The following is a 21,925-nucleotide window of genomic DNA, read 5'->3' on the forward strand; positions in this document are numbered from 1 at the left end:
ATTTTTAGTCTTCAGTATTCCCGGCATCAAACAAATCACCAATCGTGCCACCATCTTCATCTGCAGAAGGGGAAAATGGCTCATCATCGACTTCAGGCTCTTCTTCTTCCTCCGGTTCGGGAATAGTGACATTAATCGTCTTAACTTTAAATTTTGTAAACTGATTTCCTATTGCTTTTATTCCTTTCACGGCAATAAATTCATCAATATTAATCACTTCAGGATCACGTTCTTTTCCTTTATCTTTTGCAAAAATAATTTCTGCAGTTGCACCATTTGAAACCAAAATTCTTTCTATAAAAGATTTCGGATGTTCTGACGGCATAAAAGTCTGCGGATTGGTAGTATTCTCCAGCAAAAATCTCTTAATAAAATAAATATCTTTTTCGCCGTCATAATAAATACAGGTAATCGGTTGCTGTGGCCTCCACTTTTCCAGAATAATATATTCATCATCAAAGCGGTTTCCAAGGTCAAAACTGATCAATTTTGCTTCACCATGAGAATTGACAGTTAGTATCTTATCATCACCTTTGAAACTCCCCAGCAAAGTTCCGCGCACATCTGCATTGAGACGTCTCACCGTATCATCAAACCAGATTTTTCTCGGCGCCAAAGTAGAAACTCCTTCTTCTTTTAAATCTACTTTTTTCACTGAATATTTGGTTACCAGATTTCCTTTAGAATCCCGGCCTTTGATTCCTATTTCTGAAAAATCAATATCCATTTTATTTTTTCGGATTCTCGGATTTGGCTTTAAAAGTACTGTCACGGTCTCTGCCTCACCATTCGGATTTGCCGAGAAATAAAGAGTTTCAGAACCCCGCGCGTCTGAAGCTAACCGATAATCTGTATTTCTAGTCACTCCCGTTACCGAAAAACGCTTCATATAATACGGCCCCTGCATTCCTTCTCGGTAAATCATATTATAGACCGTTCTTTTGTCGTTTTTTTTCCAGATAGCAACGTGAAGAATATCTTTTCCGATGAAGGTTTTGGCTTCCACTTTTACGACTTTCATGCTACCGTCTTTTCTGAAGGTAATGATGTCGTCAATATCTGAACAGTCAAATAAAAACTGATCTTTTTTAAGCGAAGTTCCAATAAAACCTTCCTCAAAATTGGCGTAGAATTTTTCATTCGCAACCGCAACTTTTGATGCATCGATGGTATCAAAAATTCTCAGTTTAGTTTTGCGTTCTCGCCCTTTTCCGTATTTTTTCTGAATATTTAAATAATAGTCAATTGCGTACGTAATCAGATTTGCTAAATGATGCCTTACCTGCTCAATTTTACCTTCGAGCGATAATATATTTTCTTTAAATTTATCTAGATCAAACCTTGAAATTCTCTTAATTCTAATCTCCGTAAGCCTAAGAATATCTTCTTCTGTAACTTCTCGTAAAAGATGTGCTGTGTGAGGTTTTAGACCAATTGCGATTGTCTTCAAAACATCTTCCCAGCTTTTTACTTCTTCTATATCGTGATAAATTCTGTTTTCGATAAAAATTCTCTCTAAAGAAGAAAAATGCCAGCTTTCCTGCAATTCATTCAACTCAATCTCCAATTCTTTTTTCAACAATGAGACCGTATGATCGGTGTTCATTCGTAAGATCTCAGAAACATTTAAGAACATTGGTTTATCACCAACAATCACACAGGCATTAGGCGAAATCGTCACCTGACAGTCTGTGAATGCATACAAAGCATCAATTGTTTTGTCTGGCGAAACTTCGTTGTGGAGATAAATCAGAATCTCAACCTTATCTGAGGTATTATCTTCAATTTTCTTTATTTTAATTTTACCTTTTTCATTGGCTTTGATGATAGAATCGATCAGATCGCCGGTATTTTTTGAAAAAGGAAGCTCAGAAATCATCAAAGTATGCTTGTCTACCTGAGAAATCTTGGCTCTTGCTCTTACTTTTCCGCCTCTGTGACCGTCATTGTATTCTGAAACATCCAGAAAACCTGCCGTCAGAAAATCTGGAAAAAGCTCGAACTTTTTTCCTTTTAAATAGGCTACAGAAGCACTGATTAATTCATTAAAATTATGAGGAAGAATTTTTGTGGAAAGTCCAACACCAATTCCCTCAACTCCTTGTGCCAAAAGCAAAGGAAATTTAACGGGCAAATCTACTGGTTCATTATTTCTTCCATCGTAAGATTTTGACCAGACGGTTGTTTTCGGGTTAAAAACCACTTCCAAAGCAAAAGGCGTGAGTCTTGCTTCAATATATCTCGCTGCCGCAGCAGAATCTCCTGTATAAATATTTCCCCAGTTTCCCTGCGTATCAATCAGCAATTCTCTCTGCCCGATTCCCACCATTGCGTCGGTAATCGATGCGTCACCGTGAGGGTGATATTTCATTGTATTTCCAACGATATTGGCAACTTTATTATATCTGCCGTCTTCCAGCTCACGCATAGAATGCATAATTCTACGCTGAACCGGTTTGAAGCCATCGTAAACTGACGGTATTGCTCTATCTAAAATTACATAAGATGCATAATCCAGAAACCAGTCTTTATACAGTCCTGAAACTTTTTTTAAGCTTTCGCCTTCGTGAGAGTTTTCTTCTATCATTACTTCTTACTATCTTCTTTCTTTGTTTGCTTTGATTACTTTATTGAGCGAAAATTTGAGGTCGTTGATTTCTTTTTTTGTAAGGTATGAGATTTCATATTTTAAAGTCGTAGATCCGTTGTTTTTGCTGGAGATCGTCACGTACAATCTCTTGATAAAAAGCATAGTTATGGTCTCAAATTTTATTAATTTATACTTGGGAAATTCATCGCTCAGCGGCTTGCTGAGAAACGGGATAATATTCCTGTTTTTGATGTGGAGAGCCTCACCGTCACTGTCGTACTCGAAAATCTGGCGTCCGTTGACATAGAAAGTAATTAATAATATGAGAGGCAAAATAATCAAAAGATAGCTAAATCCCCCAAGAATATTAAACTTATATTTTTCTAATATAAAACCTACAACTCCTATACACAGTGACATTAGTATAAGTGTATTGAAGAAACTATAGACAGGAGTTTTCTTACGGTTACTTAATCTCATAAAAAATTAACTAAATTTTCTTTAAAGCTCTTCTGCTTCTGTGACAATCTCTTTGTCACTTATATTTGAATCTTCCACTACCAGATTTTCAAGGATAAAAACCTGTCTGTCCGGAGTATTTTTTCCCATGTAAAATTCCAGCAACTGCTCAATCGTCTGGTCTTTACCGAGAACGACAGGTTCTAAACGAATGTCTTTTCCGATGAAATTTTTAAACTCATCTGGCGAGATTTCCCCTAACCCTTTAAATCGGGTAATTTCCGGGTTTTTACCTAATTCATTTAAAGCTTTTACTCTTTCAAGCTCAGAATAACAATATCTTGTTTCCTTTTTGTTTCTAACTCTAAATAATGGAGTCTGAAGGATATATAAATGTCCGTTTTTGATTACATCCGGAAAAAACTGAAGAAAAAATGTGATCATCAAAAGTCTGATGTGCATACCGTCGACATCTGCGTCGGTAGCGATAATGACTTGATTATATCTTAAATCTTCAAGACTCTCTTCAATATTCAAAGCTGCCTGCAACAGGTTGAATTCTTCATTTTCGTACACCACCTTTTTTGTTAAACCATAACAGTTCAGCGGTTTACCTTTCAAAGAAAATACAGCCTGCGTTTCTACATCTCTTGACTTGGTGATCGATCCCGATGCAGAATCTCCTTCTGTAATGAAAATCTGGGTTTCAGCTTTTCTCTCTGCCTTCTGATCGTTGTAATGCTGTCTGCAGTCACGTAGTTTTTTATTATGAAGCGAAACTTTTTTCGCTCTTTCTCTTGCTAACTTCTGAATACCTGAAAGTTCTTTTCTTTCTCTTTCTGAGATCAAAATTTTTCTCTGAATCGCTTCTGCAATCTCCGGATTTTTATGTAAAAAATTATCTAATTTACTTTTTAAGAAATCGATAATGAAAATTCTTACCGTCGGACCATTCGGACCGATGTCATTAGAGCCTAATTTTGTTTTTGTCTGAGATTCAAAAACAGGTTCTTCAACGTTGATAGAAATTGCGGCAACAATAGATTTTCGAATGTCGGAAGCATCAAAATTCTTATTAAAGAATTCACGAATTGTTTTCACATAAGCTTCACGAAAGGCATTCAAATGAGTTCCGCCCTGCGTTGTATTTTGTCCGTTAACGAAAGAAAAATACGTTTCCGTCTGCGATTTGTCTGTATGCGTGACTGCCAATTCTATATCATTGTCTCTCAAATGAACGATCGGATACAGTACATCACTCTCCAACTCTTCTTCCAACAAATCTTTAAGACCGTTTTCAGAATAAAAAGTTTCACCGTTAAAAAGAATTTTCAAACCGGGATTCAGGTAAGAATAATTACGGAGCATTCTCTCAATATATTCTTTTCTGAATTTAAAATGAAGGAAAATATCTGCATCCGGCACAAAAGAAATCTCCGTTCCATTTCTGTCTGAAGTGTCTTTTTCTGCATGATCTTCGGTGATCATCCCTCTCGAAAATTCCGCCATTTTCATCTTCCCTTCACGGAAAGAGCGAACTCTGAAATAGTCTGAAAGCGCATTCACCGCTTTGGTGCCGACGCCATTCAAACCAACTGATTTCTTAAAAGCTTTGCTGTCGTATTTACCACCGGTATTCATTTTTGAAACGGCATCTACGACTTTTCCTAACGGAATTCCACGACCAAAATCACGGATCGTCACTTTTCCGTCATCCACTTTTATTTCTATCCTCTTGCCAGACTTCATCCTAAACTCATCAATCGAGTTATCGAGAATCTCTTTAAGTAAAATATAAATACCATCGTCCGCAGACGAGCCATCGCCCAACTTCCCGATATACATTCCGGGGCGCAGACGGATATGCTCCTGCCAATCGAGGGTTCTGATGTTATCTTCGGAATATACAGGGTTTATTTCTTGTGACATAAATTATTTCAGCAAACATACAAAAATACGAAATCGCGCAAAAATATCCGAATATTTCGACTCATTTTTTATGATATTTTCTTAGTAAATCATATGTTTTTGATCTCTCAATAAAATTCCTTTGATGATCTATTTTTAAATTTCAAAAAATACTGTACATTCGAATGAAGTAAAAAATTACGTTCATGATACAACTTCCTTTTTCTAAACTTTCTAACGTGGGAACCACAATTTTCAGTCAGATGACCCAACTGGCAAATGAAAACGAAGCTATTAATTTATCACAAGGGTTTCCTGACTTCTTGCCGGACTCCAAATTGCTTGATCATGTAAATCATTTTATTCAGAAAGGATTTAACCAATACGCTCCGATGGGCGGAATGATAGGGCTGAAAGAAGAAATCGCAAGAAAAATAGAAAAATCTCATCAAGCGATTTATCATCCGGATGCTGAAATTACAATTACTGCGGGTGGAACTCAGGCTATTTTTACCACAATTGCCACTTTTATTAAAATTGATGATGAAGTGATTATTTTCGAACCTGCGTACGACTGCTACGAGCCAACTGTGGAACTTTTCGGTGGTATTGTAAAACGATTCGAAATGAAAGCTCCTGATTATAAGATCGATTGGAATGCTGTCAAAAATTTAGTTTCAGAAAAAACAAAAATGATTATCCTGAATAATCCCAACAATCCTTCAGGAAAAATTTTGGAAGAGAATGACATTCAGGAATTAACTAAAATCGTAAAAGACACGTCTATATTGATTTTAAGTGATGAAGTTTATGAAAACATTGTTTTCGACGGAAAGGAGCACTTAAGCATCTGTCGATATCCGGAACTTAAAGACAGAAGTCTTTTAGTTGCATCTTTCGGAAAACTTTTTCACGTTACCGGATGGAAGATAGGATATTGCGCGGCTCCGAAAGCTTTGACAGACGAGTTTCGTAAAATTCACCAGTTTAATGTTTTCTCTGTTAACACACCAATTCAGCTTGCTTTGGCTGAGTACATGAAAAATGAGGAACATTATCTTAAATTGGATGAATTTTTTCAGGAAAAAAGAGATTTTTTAAGACAAGGTTTAGCAAATACTTCATTTGAATTACTGGATTGCGAAGGAACATATTTTCAAGCCTTAAAATATGATAAAATTTCGGATAAAAGTGATTTTGATTTTGCTAAAGAACTTACCATTAATCATAAAGTTGCGACCGTTCCATTTTCTTCTTTTTATAAAAATAAGCTGAATGAAAACGTGATCAGACTCTGTTTTGCCAAAAAAAAGGAAACTTTGGAAAAAGCGATTGAGAATCTTTCAAAAATATAATAGTTGAGAATTATTAAAAATCACAGAAGTATTTTTGACTTATACTGAAGATGGCAAATTACATACTACAGATGTTTAAAAAATAAAAAAAGCGCTTTCAAATGAATGAAAGCGCCTTTAAAATACTATATAACTAACTTTTAATATTTTTAAACATTAAATCTGAAGTGCATAATATCACCGTCTTGCACGATGTATTCTTTTCCTTCAACAGAAAGCTTTCCAGCTTCCTTTACTTTCGATTCTGTACCGTACTGTACATAATCATTGTATTTTATAACCTCAGCGCGGATAAAACCCTTTTCAAAATCAGTATGAATCACACCTGCAGCTTGAGGAGCCGTCCAGCCTTGCCCGATTGTCCAGGCTCTCACCTCTTTTACTCCAGCTGTAAAATATGTTTGAAGTTTTAATAAATCGTACGCTTTTCTGATCAAACGATTTACGCCAGGTTCCGTTAAACCTAATTCTTCCAGGAAAATTTCTCTTTCTTCGAACGTATCCAATTCGTTTATATCTGCTTCGATTTGAGCAGCTAAAACTACTACTTCAGCTTTTTCTTTCTGAGCCATTTCTTCGATCTTGGCAATCCATTCGTTTCCGTTTTTAATAGAATTTTCGTCTACATTACAAACGTAAAGAACTGGTTTATTGGTCAATAACTGAACATCTGCTATAATTGATGCTGCAAAATCATCCATTGGGAATTCTCTGGCATTTTTTCCGTCTTCGATAAATTTTTCAAGGTTATGAAGCGTCTCGTAAGTCAGGATATCTTCTTTCTTTCCTGATTTAATGAATTTTTTAGCTTTTTCAACTGCTTTACCAACAGTTTCTAAGTCTTTCAACTGAAGCTCGATGTCGATAATTTCTTTATCTCTCATCGGATCTACAGAACCTTCTACGTGAATAATATTCCCGTTTTCAAAACATCTTAAAACATGAATAATCGCCTCGCACTCTCTAATATTGGCCAAAAACTGATTTCCCAGACCTTCACCTTTACTCGCTCCTTTTACCAAACCTGCAATATCAACGATCTCTACAACAGCCGGCAAAACCCTCTCAGGATTCACCAGTTTTTCAAGCTCAAATAATCTCTGATCCGGTACCGAAACTGTTCCTAAATTCGGTTCAATTGTACAGAAAGGATAATTGGCAGATTGCGCTTTTGCATTGCTTAAGCAGTTAAAAAGAGTTGATTTACCTACATTGGGTAAGCCTACGATTCCACATTTCATAACGAAATTTATTTTATTGATGTTATGTCACCTTTCGGTTTCATATTGTAATATTAAAAGTTTTATCTTTAAAGTTTAGAATCTGAAACACATCAGAGATTTCAATTCCAATCTGAAAGCTTCAACTTTAAGCGTGCAAAGATACAAATTTTAAACAGAGATTCATAATAAAAAAATCTGCCAGAAATTGGCAGATTTTGAGAAATAATAAAATTTCAATTGTATTTTTAAGGATTATCTCCTGTAGCGTCTTGCGCCATTTTCACATCATCCGGAGCAGATTCTAGTGTTTTATCCAGAGAGAACAATGATTCGCCTGAAGCTCTGTCTCCACCTGCAATTTTTAATTTATCAATAAGGTTTTGCGCAAGAGTTTCTTCTTCAATCTGTTCTTTTACAAACCACTGCATAAAGTTCCACGTTGCCCAGTCTTTCTGCTCTAGAGACAGATCAACAATTCTGTAAATTGATGTCGTATTATCAACTTCATGTCTGAAAACACTATCAAAACATTCTGTGAGCGAGTTAGGATCATTTGGCGGAGCAGGAATTGCATCTACTTTTGGTTTTCCGCCACGGTTCAGAACGTATTCCATAAATTTTATTGAATGATTCCTTTCTTCCTGTGCGTGTCTGTAGAGAAAATTTGCAATTCCTCCGTAACCTTTGTCATCTGCCCAGATTCCGTAAGATAAAAAAGTGTGAGAAGCATGTATTTCTTTGTTCATCTGATCACTCAATGCTTTTTCTAGCTCAGGTGAAAGTCTATTAGTATCCATAATCATATATTTTTTTAGTGATTGCTATAAAGGATACAAAAATGATTCCGAGAAAATAGTATTTAATGATAATTCAAATTCGACGATCTATAACCAATTATATATCATTGTTTTAGCTAAATAATTTATAGTCAATCTAAAATAAAAGCCAGCTCAATGTTTTGAACTGACTTAGTATATTTTATTTTATTATTTTTTGAAATCTTCTACCTACTTCACCTTCTTTGCCATATAATCACTTTCATTTCCCAAACGGTCAATCGCTTTAATAGCAATCGCAGTAAGAGTTTTTCCGTTTTTTGTTTTGGCAATTTCTTTTGAAAGGTTTTCTAAAGTAAGAATTTCTGTTTCCCAAACTCCATTATATTGAGTAAAAAGCACCCATTGGAACACATTTTTTATATTTTTAGAACTCCAGCTTGTCTGGATAGAGACTCCATTCTCATTGGTGAAAAGTGTAGGTTTATCTAAAGGAACAGATTTTATCCACGGACTTTTTGGCGTGAGAGCTTTTTCTTTATACGGTCCGTTTTTCAAAGTCGGAAGCATATTTGAATTTTTCGTGAGCCCGGCAATACTCCAGTGAATTTCGCCTGCATCATTTACTAATATCTGTCTTGTAACTTCGATCTGATTTTTAATTTCTGTTGGTTTGTCAGAAACTCTGATTTCAACAGTATTCAGTCCCGGCCAAAGATGACGGTTCATGGTATTTTCTGATTTCCACCAGTTTAATAAAGAACCAAAAGGCTGACCTTTTGATTCTATAGGCCAATATAATTGAGGTGAAAAATAATCTACCCAGCCTTTATTTAACCATAATTTCGCATCAGCATAAAGCTCGTCAAATTGTGAAGAACCAACTACTCCTTCCGGAAATCCCGGTTTCCAAATACCAAACGGGCTGATCCCGAATCTTACGTAACTTTTTTCTGCATGAATCTCTTTATAAATTCTTTCGACAAATTTATTAACACTGTCTCTTCTCCAGTCTGCCCGTGTTAAAGTTCCTCCGGAATTTATATAAGCATTCCAGCTTGCAGAATCGGGAAAATCTCTTCCGCTGTTGTAAGTTGCATAAGGATAAAAATAATCATCAAAGTGAATGGCATCCAAATCATATCTTTTCACCAAATCTTTAACGACATTGGAAACATGACCCTGAGTTTTCGGATTCGCAGGATCAAACCAATACATCCCGTTCTTTAATCTAACCGTAAGATCAGAAAGTTTATTCACCATCGATTGGCTTGAGACCGCTCCACCGTTAGAATGATGCGCTCTGTAGGGATTTAGCCAGACATGAAGCTCCATCCCGCGTTTGTGAGATTCTTCGATCCAAAACTGCAGCGGATCATAGTTTGGATAAGGTGCCTCACCTGTTTTTCCGGTCAAAAAATAAGACCACGGTTCCAGTTCACTTGTATATAAGGCATCCGCAGAAGGTCGCGCCTGAAAAATAACTGCATTGAAATTATTTTCCTGGAGCATATTCAGCATATTGATGGCTTCCATTTTTTGCTGTTCGACAGAAAGATTATTTCTTGATGGCCAATTGATATTCGCAACACTTGCGATCCAGGCACCACGAAATTCTCTGTTTATTGCGGGAAGATTTACTTTAAAATCTTCTTCGATAATGGTTGTTGAGATCTGCGGAACTGTTTTCGGATCCGGAGTTTTAATTGTAGAAGTTTTGGTTTTAGCAACTGTTTTGGTTTTAACAGAATTATTCGACGCAGCACAAGAAGTTGCGAATGACGCTAAAAGACTTAATATAGAGACTAATTTTATTTTAGAGATTTTCATAGATGATCTTAAGAAAGAATTTCTGAATTGTTAAAAGGCAAAACTAATAATATAAAGATGATTTTAAAAATATCATCCCTAAAAATTTGGCTAAAAGCTTTTGAACAAAATAAATTTATTTTTTTAATAATTAAACGAACACCAACAAATCACTACTCTAGCCTTCCTTCACTGATAAATCCTTCACGACCGTCAGAAAGTTTCACATGAGACCAAAGACCATCTGATGCAAGAATCTTGACCTGTGTTTTTTGATCAATTGTGGATAATATTTCATACTGTGTGCCAGAACCAGCCCGAATATGAGTTCCTGCTTTAGCAAATCTTCCTGACATTTTTTCAAAACTTGATTCCCCAATAAACTTAGGAATAGCACGCTGACGAATGTACGGATAGGGATTCACTGCGCCACCAGTAGAATAAATCCCAAAATGCAGATGCGTGGCTCCTCCTGCTGCATTTCCTGTGTTTCCTACTAAACCAAGAGTATCACCGACTTTCACAAGATTCCCGGATTGTGTAAGAACACTGTCTAAATGTGCGTAGTAATGAGAATTTCCAATAGCATTGTCACGCAACCAAACTCGCTTACCGCCGAGTCCGTGATTTCCTGTTCTTATAATGTAACCTTCAGCAACGGCCACTACAGGCGTTCCCCGTGGCGCAAAAATATCTACACCTTCATGACTTCTGCCGCCACCGTCACGGCTCGCTCCCCAAAAACTCTGCACATTTTTATTTCCTTTTCCTGCTACCGGGAAATGCAGAGATGGTTGTGTGTAGATTTTTATTTTAAATGTCGCCGCATTATCAATTTCCGGCTGTAGAATAATTTTGTATGTTCCTGTATGATCAATGTTTTTTAAAAATCGATTATTTGTGATAAGGTCGGTTTTCGTTGTTTCTGCTCCGGTATTGTGATCTAAAAGATCCACAAATATTTTTTTATCTGAATTATATAGGTCGGATTCAATGATCAATAAATCTCCTTTCTCCAGTTCGATAGAATAACCCAAAGCCTCTGAACTCGAGTTAAAAACGGTTAATGATGAACCATCTTTTATTTTTAAATGATTTACTTTGGCGGAAGAGAAGCTTTTTTTCCAACCACTCATGAGGCTGTCGGATCCGGAAAAGCTGCGTTCATATTTTGCCCGTTCCGAGGTTTCGAAAATACTTTTAGGCATCTTTAATCCGTCACAACTTGTAACGAACAGAAATAACAGTAAAATAATTAATAGTGACTTATACTTGAACATTTTAGTTTAACTACAAAAATTTAGCCGCGAAGACCGAATAAGTTTCATCTGCTCAAACCCAACAAAAAAAGCCCCGAAAATCGAGGCTTTAGATATATTTAAGAATGTCAGATTAAGCTTTCGCTCCTCTTTCAATTCTTTTTCTTTCTTCTTCAGAAAGTACTTTCTTTCTCATACGGATGAAGTTTGGAGTTACCTCGATCGCTTCATCCCCCTGAATATATTCCATGCATTCTTCAAGAGAGAAAAGGATTTTCGGAGCGATGTTACCATCTTTATCCTTACCTGCAGCACGAATGTTGTTCAGCTGTTTTGCTTCTACGATGTTTACTACCATATCATTCGGCTTGTTTTGCTCACCGATCACCATTCCAGCGTAGATCTCCTCGCCCGGATCAACGAAAAACTTACCTCTATCCTGTAATTTAGCAATAGAATATTCAGTTGCAGGACCTTGAGATTTACTGATCAATACCCCAACAGATCTTCCAGGAATTGCTCCTTTGAAAGGTTTGTAATCTACAAAACGGTGAGCCATAATCGCTTCACCAGCAGTAGCCGTCAACATCTGAGAACGCAATCCGATCAAACCTCTAGAAGGAATTTCGAATTCCAAGTGTTGCATTTCACCTTTAGTTTCCATAATGTGAAGGTCACCTTTTCTCTGTGTTGCTAAGTCGATTACTTTTGAAGCAAATTCTTCAGGAACATCTACCACCATACTTTCGTAAGGCTCACATTTCACACCATCAATTTCTTTAAGGATAACCTGCGGCTGACCGATCGTCATTTCGTACCCTTCTCTTCTCATTGTTTCGATCAAAACTGACAAGTGAAGAATACCTCTACCGAATACGAGGAATGTATTGGCATCTTCAGTAGGCTCAACTCTTAATGCTAAGTTTTTCTCTAACTCACGCATCAATCTTTCTTTCAGGTGATTTGAAGTAACAAATTTACCATCTTTTCCAAAGAATGGAGAGTTGTTGATTGAGAACGTCATGTTCAACGTAGGCTCATCAATTGCAGTTCTTGGCAATGGATCCGGATTTTCTAAATCTACGAATGAATCACCGATCTGGAATTTATCAAAACCAACAATTGCACAAATATCTCCGGCCTTAACTTCAGTAACTTTTTTCTTACCTAAACCTTCGAAAACGTATAATTCTTTTACTTTTCCTTTTACGATTTTACCATCTTCCTGCGCAAGACCGATCCATTGTGATTCACTTACAGAACCCTGAATAACTTTACCAATAGCAATTCTTCCTAAGAAAGAAGAGAAATCTAAAGATACAATCTGCATTCTTAAAGGACCTTCTTTAGCTTCAGGAGCAGGAACATGTTCCAAAATTCCGTCTAATAAAGGGAAAATATTGTCAGTTTCTTCTAATGAAGTATTGAACCAACCTTGCTTTGAAGAACCATAGAATGTTGGGAAATCCAATTGTTCTTCGGTAGCATCCAGGTTATAAAATAAGTCAAAAACTTTATCGTGAACCTCATCCGGACGACAGTTTGGTTTATCTACTTTATTGATTACAACAACCGGTCTTAAACCTAATTCTAAAGCTTTCTGCAATACGAATCTTGTCTGTGGCATTGGTCCTTCAAAAGCATCTACTAATAAAAGTACACCATCTGCCATCTTTAATACACGCTCTACTTCACCACCGAAATCGGCGTGACCAGGTGTATCAATAACATTAATTTTTGTACCGTGGTACATTACAGAAATATTTTTTGATAAAATAGTGATACCACGCTCTCTCTCCAGATCGTTATTATCCATTATTAAATCTCCAGATTCCTGATTGTCTCTAAAGACGCTTGTTGCGTGGATTATTTTATCAACCAAAGTAGTTTTACCGTGGTCAACGTGTGCGATAATCGCAATATTTCTAATGTTTTGCATGAATGATTTTTACGGGTGCGAAATTAGTGATTTTTAATGAATTAACCATAAAAAGTTTTATTAATTAACAAATTCATAATGAGAAGCTTTTGGAAAGTTAAAGGTTTTTGGAGAGTAATAAAGGTTCAGATCTTAACTAAATCTAATGTTTAAAGCAACGTTTAGAATCAAATATTTAATTATTGCTATTCTACATTAATATAAAAAAGACTCAGATAAAAATATCCGAGTCTTTTATGTATTGCTTACACGATTTGCTTAAACGTTTTGGTCTTCGTGTTTGCCTTCATTAATTTCCTCCACCATCTTAGCATTAAAAGCCGGAAGATCTTTCGGAGTTCTGCTGGTAACTAAACCGTTATCGGTAACAACTTCACTGTCTTCCCACACCGCGCCAGCATTTTTCAGATCAATGCCAATAGAATTTACAGAAGTAAGATTTCTACCTTTTACAACATCTGCACTAATCAAAATTTGCGGACCGTGGCAAATCGCAGCAACTGGTTTGTGCTGGCTGAAAAAGTCGCGTACAAAACTTAATGCTTTTTCATTTGTTCTAAGCTGATCCGGATTAATGACTCCTCCTGGCAATACCAACGCATCATATTCTGTGGCAGAAACCTCATCAAGAGTTTTATCAACATTATATTCATTTCCCCAGTCTTTTTCTGCCCAAGCTTTAATGCTTCCAGATTCCGGACTGATAATATGAGCTGTCCAGCCTTGCTGTTCCAAATGCTCTTTTGGAGATTTCAGTTCGCTTTCTTCAAATCCGTTTGTTGCTAAGATTGCAATTTTCTTTGACATATTATTTTATTTTTTGATGTTATGCCATTAAGTAAGAAAAAATGATGCCGTGATAAAGGAATATATATTTAAAGAATGTTAAAGTTACAATACATTTTCAACGTTCAATATTTTAAGGTTGAAAAATATTACTATAAAAATCTGTGCTAAAATGATTAAACCTATTTTCAACAAAAAATTCGTCTTTGAAACCTTATGTCTGAAAATAACCATTGCCAGAACGGCTCCTATCGTACCTCCAATAAATGTCAGAATCAATAAAGAAAACTCTGAGATTCTTCTTCTGTTTTTTACAGCTTTCCATTTATCTAATGAAAAAGTAAAAAAAGTGATCAGATTGATGACGATAATAAAGTACAACATAATGGCAAATCTAAAGCAAAATAAGTTTAACAAAAACATTTAAATATCATTCAGCAGAATAAAAGTTTTACATTTGTCACCCAAAAAAATAATCCGATGACCGTAAACGATCTCGCAGGAAACTATTCGATACAGGGAACTAACCAGGAAGAAAACAGCAGCATTTATCATGGTTTTTTGACTTTACGAGTGGATGAAAACGCCCGCATCGTAGCCGAATGGATCATCGGTGATCACATTCAACATGGTACAGGTTTTTACAAAGACCAGATTCTGATCATCAATTTCAGTTACGAAGGTGAAGGCCAGAAAATATACAAAGGTGTCGCGGTATACCGCTGTCTTTCTCAAGATATTTTAGATGGATTCTGGTCTGAAAAGCATGGTGATCCTTTGTATTTGGGGAGTGAGTATTGTGTGAGGATTCGGGAGCAGGGGTTTTTGAATTGATGCTATTTCTTAATTGCTTTCTCTTAAACCATGAAGGAACTGGCTTTGTACATTGGCGTAGATAAATCTACTTACTCCAAAATTGAAAAAGGATTAAGAGAACTTACGGTTTCGGAACTTAGTAAAATGGCTAAACTTTTTAATCTTACCACAGATCAGATTATTAATTACAATGAAAATATAATTCCTAAAGAGATTGTGATAGAAGATAAATCGACTCTCGAGCAAATGGAACTCATTCAGCAGCTAGACGAAGAAGATAAAAGCACCGTCTTTAAAATCATCGATAAAATGCTTACTACTAAAAGGTTTAAAGATTTCTTTAATATAATGTCTCTGCTGTATAAAAACACAAAAAAACCTCGCATTTTGCGAGGTTTTTTATCTTTAAAGGAGCAAACTTTGCGTAGCGGTTTTTTTCCATAATTTCTCTATCGTGACACATCGTTGTCGTTAGAGTTCTTGAGCCATATACTATCAATCACTGAAAGATTATTGCCTACAATTGCAAATCTATTATTTTCGAAAATTTTAAAATCTAATTTATAGGATGTTTCTTTACCAAATATAATTGTTTTAATTTTTTTTACACTTTTTACATATTTATTACTTTGTGTAAAAGAATTAAATTTAATTTTTGATAAATGTAATTTCAATGACTCTTTTTTATAAAGAATTTCAGTAGAGTCTATTTTTTTATCATTTTTAGTTAAATAGATTACACTTTTATTATTGTTCAACAATTTAATTTGATAATTATTTTTGAAACTATCTTTAAAAGAATATTCACGATAACTACCACAAGATATTAAGGTTAGCGAAAAAAATAGCACTAAAATATTTTCTTTCATCTTAATTAATTTGAATTAAATTGTTGATCTGGTATTCCTTCAGGCGGATATAATGGAATGACTCCAATAAATCCAGGAATACGCGGTGATTGAGCGGATACACCAATATCATTAACCATATTAGCATTAACACTACTAATATTAGAGATTGTAGTTGTTGGAAAAATTCCGCTTTTAAATAAAGTTTGATTTAAAATATTTCCCTGATCCTTAATGTTATGAGAGTTATAAATAAATTTTCCATCGAATGAATATTGTGCTTTATATGCAGCAACTTCATCATTAACGCCATAACCCTGACCTGTTCCAATATTATATTCGCCTCTTGCGTTTTGTCCTCCGTGTTTCACTTCGTGAAGTGTCAATGCTGTATCATTCCCAACGTACATTGTTACTTCTCCATTGCCAGTCTGTCTTGTATTATATGTTCATTGATACTATTTCCATCCGATTTTCCACCTGCTTTATCAAATTTATATTCTGTGGTCTTATCATTTCGCATATCAGAAATATCAGATTTCGATTTATTTAATTCAGCAATTCTATCACCTTTATCACTAGCATTTCCTTTTTGTAATTCGTTTATCTTATTAACTAATGTTTTTTCAAGAGGCTGCGCTTTCTTTTCTGCTTCTTTGCCAAAATATTCTACACCACGTCCATCTGGGTCAATGAAACGAATTGGATTATTTACAGTATAGTTGTAAGTAGACTGCCTTCTATATTTCTCCGCCAGCGGATCTACAACACCCCATCTACCAATATCCGGCATATAGAACCTTGCCCCGTAATCATACATTCCGGTCTCCTGCAATTCCTTCCCGTTGTACTTATATTGATACCTATTCATAGTTGTTGCAGTGTAATTATGCATCAACCCAAAAGGGTAATAATTATTGACTTCCACAACCTCTCCCGGCATCCAGTAATCATAACATGCCATATTACCATCTCCCATATCTTCACAATATTTTGAATTCATATCGCGTGGCAAAATCCCGCCGTCATGATTGGAATCGGCATAGCTCAAACGTATATTTTCAAATAGACCAGATCATTTATTTTTATTAAATAATCCCCAATAAGTTGCTTTTGCTCCATTTTCATAACTTTTATCATATCTGCTCAAAACGTCTCCATTTTTAGGATCTAATTCAATTACCTTTATTTTTTTACTATCCGAACTATCTTGAATATACCATACATCTCTTTTTTTATTATGAAAACTTGCATTTGTTAATGATTGATAACAAATATTTTTCAACCCATTTGCTTTAGCAACTTTCAGCGCGTTTTTGGGTGATAAATATTCTTTGCTTTTTATTTTATTATAATAATTCATTATAAATTTGTAATCATAATCAGAATATTCTTTTTATTAACAGTTTCACAAGTATATGTGCTTTCATGAAATGGCTTACCTTTATATAAAAAGCCGTACTGATAATATTCAAGATAGTCGAAATTAGGATATTTATCCATAAACTTTTTTATTTCTGAATGATTTTCAATATTCAAGAATATATTATCATATTGTTCATTATTTGGATCATTAGTCAAAACATTAATGGAGCTTTTATTTTTATAATATTTTATATTTTTTTTAAAGAATCTTTCACCAAAAGATTTTTTAAATATAGAATCATACTGTAATCTACATTGTTCTTTCAGTTCAATTTTATCTTGTGAGAAAATAGTTATACTTAAAAAAAGAAATAAAATGCAATATTTTATTTTCATATTTATTATTTTAATAAATTCCAATAAGCAGCTTTTTCGCCTTCTTTATAACCTCTCTCGAAAAGGGTTAAAACCTCTCCAGATTTAGGATTTACTTCAATCACTTTAGATCTTTTTTCATTGCTACAGTCCTGTATTTGCCATACATCTTGATTTTTATTATAAAAACTTGCATTTGTTAATGATTGATAGCAGATATTTTTCAAACCATTTGCCTTAGCAATTTTTAGTGCTTTTCTAGGCGATATATATTCTTTATTCTTTATTTTATTGTAATAATTCATTATGAATCTGTATTCATAATCAGAATATTCTTTTTTATTAACAGTTTCGCAAGTATATGTCATTTGTGAAAATGGTTTTCCTTTGTACAAAAAACTGTAATTATAATAATCCAGATAATCAAAATATTGTGCTTTATATATTTTTTTTAAAAATTCCGTATTATTTTTATTAACTAAAAAAGATATAAACATATCATCGTCCTCACTTTTAACGTCAACAGTATCTAACACTCTTAAAAAATATTGTTCTTCATCAAATCGAATATTTTTTTTAAAAAATTTTTCTCCAAAATAATCTTTAAATATAGAATCATACTGAAGCTTACATTGTTCTTTTAAGTCTATTTTATTTTGTGAAAATAAATTGATTCCAAAAAAAACTAACAGTATATAGTATTTTATTTTCATATCCATTATTTAATTGATTTTAATCTACCATTTGAACCACACTGTCTTGGCATTGCTTTAAGAGTCTGTGATTCGGCAGGGGTGATATACTTAGATTCCACTACCCCATATCCACTCACATTTCCTTTAGGTGTTATAGAAGTCATATCAGTTCTACCAATAATCGCTCTAATAGCATCATTGGTAATCGGTGAGCCTTTAAAGGTTGTGATTTTTTTAGATCCTGAAGTTGTTATCAGTATATCATCTGTTGTATCCATCATCAAACCAGGATCTCCGTGTACACCTCCTAGATTATGACCTATTTCGTGGTTAAAATCATGTTCAAATTTACTGGCATAATTCAATCCTTCGAAGCCATTACTTTATTTGCATCTGATACAATACTTTGTCTATCTGCCTCAGCCGTATTAGCAGCATCAACGGTTCCATTAGAAATATAGTTTCCTAATCTTGTGACAGTACCATCGCTGTTTTCAACTTTGTCAGATTTAGCAGAAGCAATTGCCGCATCCATACTTTGTGATTCCGTTGCTGAAAGCTTAAATATTGCATAAATTTTTCCTCCTTCGGTATTTATTTCTCTTGCAACTCCATTATTATTATAAGTAGAGATTGATGCTCCTAAACCCTGCTTTTGTTCTTTGGTTAAACCAAAGTGGTAATAATTTGCTGTCACAATAAAAGGGTCATCTATGGTTCCTGTACCTGTTACTCCTCCGTCTCTACCATCAGGATCTACATATCTAATTGGATTATTTAGAGTGTAATTATATGGAGTTAGAGAGATATACTTCTCTGCCAACGGATCAACAACACCCCATCTACCAATCTGGCATATAGAATCTCGCTCCGTAATCATACATTCCGGTCTCTTGCAGTTCCTTGCCATTGTACTTATACTTATAAGCATTCTACGTGGAGATTACATAGTGATTCAAATATATTTAGTTACAATTATATGGATTACATTTTTCTAAATTCCCCATAGAATTAAAGTGTAGTACCCATGATTTAGGATCATAGCCTTCATAAGAGTTTTCAATATTGATTTGTTCTAATTTATTTTTCCTGAATTTTTCAAATAATTTTGGATTGCTATCTTTATCAAAAATATAAAACGCATTTACAGATTTTCTATAAACATCATAATCTTTCCTAAATTCATTTATTTGATTTTGATTTTCAAATCTACAAATGGTAATTGTAAGACCATTATATATGTACTTATTTATGTTATCGTTATCCACTTCTGTAATATCTGGTTTTTCTTGAAAATATAATGCAAAAACAGAATTATCAATTTTTATTTTTGCCTTCTCAGAAAATTGATTAATAATATTTTCAGTCAGATTAATATCATTTACTGATATAATACTTTTTTGCTGAGCTTTACAAGAGCTAACTAAAAATAATGTTACAATTAGAATTATTCTTTTCATTTTATTTTTTGCCTTGGTTTGTTATGGATATTATCTTTTGACCATCAAAATTTATTCTAAGTGCCCCTTGTATATAATTTGGAGAATACATAATAAATTTAGCATTTGGATATTTCCCTGCTACTTTCATATCTCCACTTTGCAAGCCATGACTGTAGCTAAATTTTCCAGTTTCTGGAGAATAGTCGACATTGAAGCCACTCGGTGAATTTGAATAAGGGTCAGGATGACTATGTTCGGATTCTATTAATTGATTGCCTAACATAACTAAGGCAACTTTATCTTCTATATGAATAGTTCCTACAAAACTAAATTTATCATTTTTACTATTTGTAAATACATTTCGATTAAACTCAACATTAGTATTTTCAGCTAAATAATCAAAAACATTTTGTGCTGTTTCACTATTACTTCCAAATTTTATATAATCATATTTTTTTTCAATAGTATCGCCAGAGGCATTGGTAATTTCTACTTTTTCCGAACCTGAATTTTTTGCTATAAATCCTTTCTCACCCACATCAACACCACCATCATTCTCTGCTTTTAAATTTCCACTACTGTCAAAATTCTTTGAAGCATAAATTACATCTCTGTCTGATTCTGCTTTCCATGCTAGATTCCCGTCATTATCAACCTCATAAATGTCCTCGAGCATTCCTGTTGGATCTGTAAAAGTTATAGGATTATTATATCCATATCTAAATGGGGATAAATTTGGAGCTTTCTCTGCCAGTGGATCTACCACACCCCATCTTCCAATATCCGGCATATAGAATCTCGCACCATAATCATACATACCGGTCTCTTGGAGTTCCTTGCCATTGTACTTATAATTATAATCTTAAATTAATTATTAGATCTTAACCATCCAATTTGATAATAGTTCATATCTTCTATTAATTTTGTAAAAAAATCAGTTTCATACTTCGAATTTTTCATGCAGTCATACATTACAGGAAATCTTCTCTCAATGTAGGAATCATTATTTACAACTTTATACATTAATGTAAATCCATCAGTAGCAATACAATTATCTATACCAGTATCGTCTTTTAAAGGATTTTGTAGCCATCTATTATTACCTTGATTTTGAAGTTTTATTTTTTTTTCTGATATTACTTTACCTTTTTCTAAATTATAAATATTTATTTCATCATTAGAATAACTCCACATATAAGAATGTTCAAAAGATAAAGAGCCTAATGAAAAAACATTTCCATTTGATTTATACAATGAATTATAAAGTTTTTTATTTTTTGATATAATATCATTTGCCACATTTTTAGTTTGGCAAGAGAAGCATATAGAAGATGCTATTATATAAATGAAAAGAATAATATATCTCATGATTTTATTTTATTATTAGATTATTAACGATAGATTGTACATAATCCATAGTAGCTTTTATACCCGCATTTTCCCAATCTGTTAGGTTAACAGTTACAACACTACCTGTTCCATTGTAATATGTAACACTATTAGTACCAGTTCCAACCACAAATGCATTTCCATTGTAGCCTCGATCTTCTAAAATTCCTTGAACATCATAATCAGCACCTGAAGGATTTGAATGTCCTAGCTTAGTAGTAGAAAGTTTAACATCAGGGTGATCATGCCAATACATTTCTAAATTTGATGCATCTTTAGGAATTCCCCCTTGAAATAATTTCATTCCAGCTTCTGTAACAATTTGCCCCTTCTCATTTTCATATTGTTTTGCAGCTCCTCCTTCATTACTCCTAGTAGGTTTGCTATCACCTTTAAATGCATATCCTCCATTTTCTCGTCCTGACTTTTTAGTATCGGAAATAGATTCGCGAACACTATTCAGCCTACTTCCAGTAGGAATAAGTGCTATCTTTCCACTATCCGACAAATCCCCTGTATAATTCTCCCCTTTTTTTGTTGCCTTCTCAACGTCTCTTCTAACACTTCCTGTTGCTATGTAAACTTTTCCTGTGTTTTTACCATCATTACCTATTAATTTAAGTCTATTGCTAAATGCACTAGCTAAACCATAAATAGGATCCATAATTTGCATTCCATCGGGATCAATAAATCGAATTGTGTTATTTATTACATAAGTATAAGGAGACCATCTTCGGTATTTTTCCGCTAAATGGTCTGTAACCCCCCATCTTCCAATATCCGGCATATAAAATCTAGCTCCGTAATCATACATACCCGTCTCTTGCAACTCCTTTCCGTTGTACTTATACTGATAGTAACCTCGTAATTGCGAGGTTTTTTTATTATCTG

23 protein-coding genes and 3 pseudogenes are annotated in these 21,925 nt (G+C 34.2%); 3 read left to right on the forward strand and 23 right to left on the reverse strand.

The window, feature by feature from the left end; genetic code table 11:
• Positions 1 to 4: 4 nt before the first annotated feature.
• From PGH12_RS04535 to PGH12_RS04545, 3 genes are all read right to left on the reverse strand, one after another.
• Positions 5 to 2,587, reverse strand: coding sequence for a DNA gyrase/topoisomerase IV subunit A (locus tag PGH12_RS04535; RefSeq protein WP_420710317.1), 2,583 nt, complete (start codon positions 2,585 to 2,587; stop codon positions 5 to 7).
• A gap of 9 nt (positions 2,588 to 2,596) precedes the next feature.
• Positions 2,597 to 3,010, reverse strand: a complete 414-nt coding sequence (locus PGH12_RS04540) for a hypothetical protein (RefSeq protein WP_267599310.1) — start codon at positions 3,008 to 3,010, stop codon at positions 2,597 to 2,599.
• Between the two features lie 81 nt (positions 3,011 to 3,091).
• Positions 3,092 to 4,978 carry a DNA topoisomerase IV subunit B gene (locus PGH12_RS04545; RefSeq protein WP_267599311.1) on the reverse strand — a complete coding sequence of 629 codons (1,887 nt, stop codon included), beginning with the start codon at positions 4,976 to 4,978 and terminating at the stop codon, positions 3,092 to 3,094.
• 185 nt (positions 4,979 to 5,163) lie between these two features.
• Here PGH12_RS04545 and PGH12_RS04550 point away from each other — a divergent pair, with 185 nt between their 5' ends.
• Positions 5,164 to 6,312, forward strand: a complete 1,149-nt coding sequence (locus PGH12_RS04550; RefSeq protein ID WP_267599312.1) for a methionine aminotransferase — start codon at positions 5,164 to 5,166, stop codon at positions 6,310 to 6,312.
• A 149-nt stretch (positions 6,313 to 6,461) separates the two neighbouring features.
• Here PGH12_RS04550 and ychF read toward each other — a convergent pair whose 3' ends face one another.
• The 7 genes from ychF to PGH12_RS04585 form a co-directional block, all read right to left on the reverse strand.
• Positions 6,462 to 7,553 (reverse strand): redox-regulated ATPase YchF, encoded by a 1,092-nt coding sequence (gene ychF / locus PGH12_RS04555; protein WP_267599313.1) that lies wholly within the window; start codon positions 7,551 to 7,553, stop codon positions 6,462 to 6,464.
• Positions 7,554 to 7,780: 227 nt separating this feature from the next.
• On the reverse strand, positions 7,781 to 8,332 hold the full coding sequence (locus PGH12_RS04560) for a ferritin (RefSeq protein ID WP_267599314.1): 552 nt from the start codon (positions 8,330 to 8,332) through the stop codon (positions 7,781 to 7,783).
• Positions 8,333 to 8,542: 210 nt separating this feature from the next.
• The gene (locus tag PGH12_RS04565) at positions 8,543 to 10,141 is read right to left on the reverse strand and encodes a glycoside hydrolase family 10-like protein (protein ID WP_267599315.1); all 1,599 of its coding nucleotides are present in this window, start codon (positions 10,139 to 10,141) and stop codon (positions 8,543 to 8,545) included.
• Positions 10,142 to 10,293: 152 nt separating this feature from the next.
• On the reverse strand, positions 10,294 to 11,328 hold the full coding sequence (locus PGH12_RS04570; protein ID WP_267599316.1) for a M23 family metallopeptidase: 1,035 nt from the start codon (positions 11,326 to 11,328) through the stop codon (positions 10,294 to 10,296).
• Between the two features lie 184 nt (positions 11,329 to 11,512).
• Complete coding sequence (gene typA, locus PGH12_RS04575) at positions 11,513 to 13,318, reverse strand: translational GTPase TypA (RefSeq protein WP_267599317.1); 1,806 nt, start codon at positions 13,316 to 13,318, stop codon at positions 11,513 to 11,515.
• A gap of 258 nt (positions 13,319 to 13,576) precedes the next feature.
• Complete coding sequence (locus PGH12_RS04580; RefSeq protein ID WP_267599318.1) at positions 13,577 to 14,125, reverse strand: type 1 glutamine amidotransferase domain-containing protein; 549 nt, start codon at positions 14,123 to 14,125, stop codon at positions 13,577 to 13,579.
• 84 nt (positions 14,126 to 14,209) lie between these two features.
• Positions 14,210 to 14,488, reverse strand: a complete 279-nt coding sequence (locus PGH12_RS04585; RefSeq protein WP_267599319.1) for a DUF1294 domain-containing protein — start codon at positions 14,486 to 14,488, stop codon at positions 14,210 to 14,212.
• Between the two features lie 96 nt (positions 14,489 to 14,584).
• On the opposite strand from PGH12_RS04585, the gene PGH12_RS04590 reads away from it, so the two are divergent.
• Complete coding sequence (locus tag PGH12_RS04590; protein ID WP_267599320.1) at positions 14,585 to 14,938, forward strand: hypothetical protein; 354 nt, start codon at positions 14,585 to 14,587, stop codon at positions 14,936 to 14,938.
• 30 nt (positions 14,939 to 14,968) lie between these two features.
• Positions 14,969 to 15,364, forward strand: coding sequence for a helix-turn-helix domain-containing protein (locus PGH12_RS04595; protein ID WP_267599321.1), 396 nt, complete (start codon positions 14,969 to 14,971; stop codon positions 15,362 to 15,364).
• A gap of 5 nt (positions 15,365 to 15,369) precedes the next feature.
• Here PGH12_RS04595 and PGH12_RS04600 read toward each other — a convergent pair whose 3' ends face one another.
• From PGH12_RS04600 to PGH12_RS19110, 13 genes and pseudogenes are all read right to left on the reverse strand, one after another.
• Positions 15,370 to 15,789 (reverse strand): hypothetical protein, encoded by a 420-nt coding sequence (locus PGH12_RS04600; protein ID WP_267599322.1) that lies wholly within the window; start codon positions 15,787 to 15,789, stop codon positions 15,370 to 15,372.
• A gap of 5 nt (positions 15,790 to 15,794) precedes the next feature.
• On the reverse strand, positions 15,795 to 16,178 hold the full coding sequence (locus PGH12_RS04605) for a hypothetical protein (RefSeq protein ID WP_267599323.1): 384 nt from the start codon (positions 16,176 to 16,178) through the stop codon (positions 15,795 to 15,797).
• Between the two features lie 2 nt (positions 16,179 to 16,180).
• Positions 16,181 to 16,819 (reverse strand): RHS repeat domain-containing protein, encoded by a 639-nt coding sequence (locus PGH12_RS04610; RefSeq protein ID WP_271286794.1) that lies wholly within the window; start codon positions 16,817 to 16,819, stop codon positions 16,181 to 16,183.
• A gap of 24 nt (positions 16,820 to 16,843) precedes the next feature.
• Positions 16,844 to 17,131: a hypothetical protein gene (locus tag PGH12_RS04615; protein ID WP_267599324.1), complete on the reverse strand. Its 288-nt coding sequence runs from the start codon at positions 17,129 to 17,131 to the stop codon at positions 16,844 to 16,846.
• A complete protein-coding gene (locus tag PGH12_RS04620; protein WP_267599325.1) occupies positions 17,131 to 17,529 on the reverse strand; it encodes a hypothetical protein in 399 nt (132 codons plus the stop codon). Before PGH12_RS04620 ends, PGH12_RS04615 begins: the two co-directional genes overlap by 1 nt.
• Positions 17,530 to 17,534: 5 nt before the next feature.
• The gene (locus PGH12_RS04625) at positions 17,535 to 18,221 is read right to left on the reverse strand and encodes a hypothetical protein (protein ID WP_267599326.1); all 687 of its coding nucleotides are present in this window, start codon (positions 18,219 to 18,221) and stop codon (positions 17,535 to 17,537) included.
• Positions 18,222 to 18,226: 5 nt separating this feature from the next.
• Entirely contained in the window at positions 18,227 to 18,568 is a 342-nt protein-coding gene (locus PGH12_RS04630) for a hypothetical protein (RefSeq protein ID WP_267599327.1), read from the reverse strand.
• A gap of 353 nt (positions 18,569 to 18,921) precedes the next feature.
• A pseudogene (locus PGH12_RS19100) lies at positions 18,922 to 19,135 on the reverse strand (RHS repeat-associated core domain-containing protein); the annotation flags it as partial.
• Positions 19,136 to 19,168: 33 nt separating this feature from the next.
• Positions 19,169 to 19,663: a hypothetical protein gene (locus PGH12_RS04640; protein ID WP_267600128.1), complete on the reverse strand. Its 495-nt coding sequence runs from the start codon at positions 19,661 to 19,663 to the stop codon at positions 19,169 to 19,171.
• 1 nt (position 19,664) lies between these two features.
• The gene (locus PGH12_RS04645) at positions 19,665 to 20,321 is read right to left on the reverse strand and encodes a JAB-like toxin 1 domain-containing protein (protein ID WP_442867867.1); all 657 of its coding nucleotides are present in this window, start codon (positions 20,319 to 20,321) and stop codon (positions 19,665 to 19,667) included.
• Positions 20,316 to 20,504: pseudogene (locus tag PGH12_RS19105) on the reverse strand (RHS repeat-associated core domain-containing protein); the annotation flags it as partial. The gene PGH12_RS04645 and the pseudogene PGH12_RS19105, both read right to left, overlap by 6 nt.
• A gap of 8 nt (positions 20,505 to 20,512) precedes the next feature.
• Positions 20,513 to 21,013 (reverse strand): hypothetical protein, encoded by a 501-nt coding sequence (locus PGH12_RS04650; RefSeq protein WP_271286797.1) that lies wholly within the window; start codon positions 21,011 to 21,013, stop codon positions 20,513 to 20,515.
• A 691-nt stretch (positions 21,014 to 21,704) separates the two neighbouring features.
• Positions 21,705 to 21,890, reverse strand: a pseudogene (locus PGH12_RS19110) (RHS repeat-associated core domain-containing protein); the annotation flags it as partial.
• Positions 21,891 to 21,925: the final 35 nt, after the last annotated feature.

This window comes from Chryseobacterium sp. CY350 (assembly GCF_027945075.1).
Taxonomy (GTDB): domain Bacteria; phylum Bacteroidota; class Bacteroidia; order Flavobacteriales; family Weeksellaceae; genus Chryseobacterium.

Excerpts from the sequence above, each read along its gene's own strand:
- PGH12_RS04605 (WP_267599323.1), bottom strand. The coding sequence starts at position 16,178 with ATGTACGTTGGGAATGATACAGCATTGACACTTCACGAAGTGAAACAC.
- PGH12_RS04650 (WP_271286797.1), bottom strand. The coding sequence starts at position 21,013 with ATGAGATATATTATTCTTTTCATTTATATAATAGCATCTTCTATATGC.
- PGH12_RS04590 (WP_267599320.1), top strand. The coding sequence starts at position 14,585 with ATGACCGTAAACGATCTCGCAGGAAACTATTCGATACAGGGAACTAAC.
- PGH12_RS04625 (WP_267599326.1), bottom strand. The coding sequence starts at position 18,221 with ATGAAAATAAAATACTATATACTGTTAGTTTTTTTTGGAATCAATTTA.
- typA (WP_267599317.1), bottom strand. The coding sequence starts at position 13,318 with ATGCAAAACATTAGAAATATTGCGATTATCGCACACGTTGACCACGGT.
- PGH12_RS04620 (WP_267599325.1), bottom strand. The coding sequence starts at position 17,529 with ATGAAAATAAAATATTGCATTTTATTTCTTTTTTTAAGTATAACTATT.
- PGH12_RS04545 (WP_267599311.1), bottom strand. The coding sequence starts at position 4,978 with ATGTCACAAGAAATAAACCCTGTATATTCCGAAGATAACATCAGAACC.
- PGH12_RS04570 (WP_267599316.1), bottom strand. The coding sequence starts at position 11,328 with ATGCCTAAAAGTATTTTCGAAACCTCGGAACGGGCAAAATATGAACGC.
- PGH12_RS04560 (WP_267599314.1), bottom strand. The coding sequence starts at position 8,332 with ATGGATACTAATAGACTTTCACCTGAGCTAGAAAAAGCATTGAGTGAT.
- PGH12_RS04550 (WP_267599312.1), top strand. The coding sequence starts at position 5,164 with ATGATACAACTTCCTTTTTCTAAACTTTCTAACGTGGGAACCACAATT.
- PGH12_RS04595 (WP_267599321.1), top strand. The coding sequence starts at position 14,969 with ATGAAGGAACTGGCTTTGTACATTGGCGTAGATAAATCTACTTACTCC.
- PGH12_RS04615 (WP_267599324.1), bottom strand. The coding sequence starts at position 17,131 with ATGAATTATTATAATAAAATAAAAAGCAAAGAATATTTATCACCCAAA.
- PGH12_RS04600 (WP_267599322.1), bottom strand. The coding sequence starts at position 15,789 with ATGAAAGAAAATATTTTAGTGCTATTTTTTTCGCTAACCTTAATATCT.
- PGH12_RS04535 (WP_420710317.1), bottom strand. The coding sequence starts at position 2,587 with ATGATAGAAGAAAACTCTCACGAAGGCGAAAGCTTAAAAAAAGTTTCA.
- PGH12_RS04580 (WP_267599318.1), bottom strand. The coding sequence starts at position 14,125 with ATGTCAAAGAAAATTGCAATCTTAGCAACAAACGGATTTGAAGAAAGC.
- PGH12_RS04585 (WP_267599319.1), bottom strand. The coding sequence starts at position 14,488 with ATGTTGTACTTTATTATCGTCATCAATCTGATCACTTTTTTTACTTTT.
- PGH12_RS04540 (WP_267599310.1), bottom strand. The coding sequence starts at position 3,010 with ATGTCACTGTGTATAGGAGTTGTAGGTTTTATATTAGAAAAATATAAG.
- PGH12_RS04640 (WP_267600128.1), bottom strand. The coding sequence starts at position 19,663 with ATGAAAAGAATAATTCTAATTGTAACATTATTTTTAGTTAGCTCTTGT.
- ychF (WP_267599313.1), bottom strand. The coding sequence starts at position 7,553 with ATGAAATGTGGAATCGTAGGCTTACCCAATGTAGGTAAATCAACTCTT.
- PGH12_RS04645 (WP_442867867.1), bottom strand. The coding sequence starts at position 20,321 with ATGCTCGAGGACATTTATGAGGTTGATAATGACGGGAATCTAGCATGG.
- PGH12_RS04565 (WP_267599315.1), bottom strand. The coding sequence starts at position 10,141 with ATGAAAATCTCTAAAATAAAATTAGTCTCTATATTAAGTCTTTTAGCG.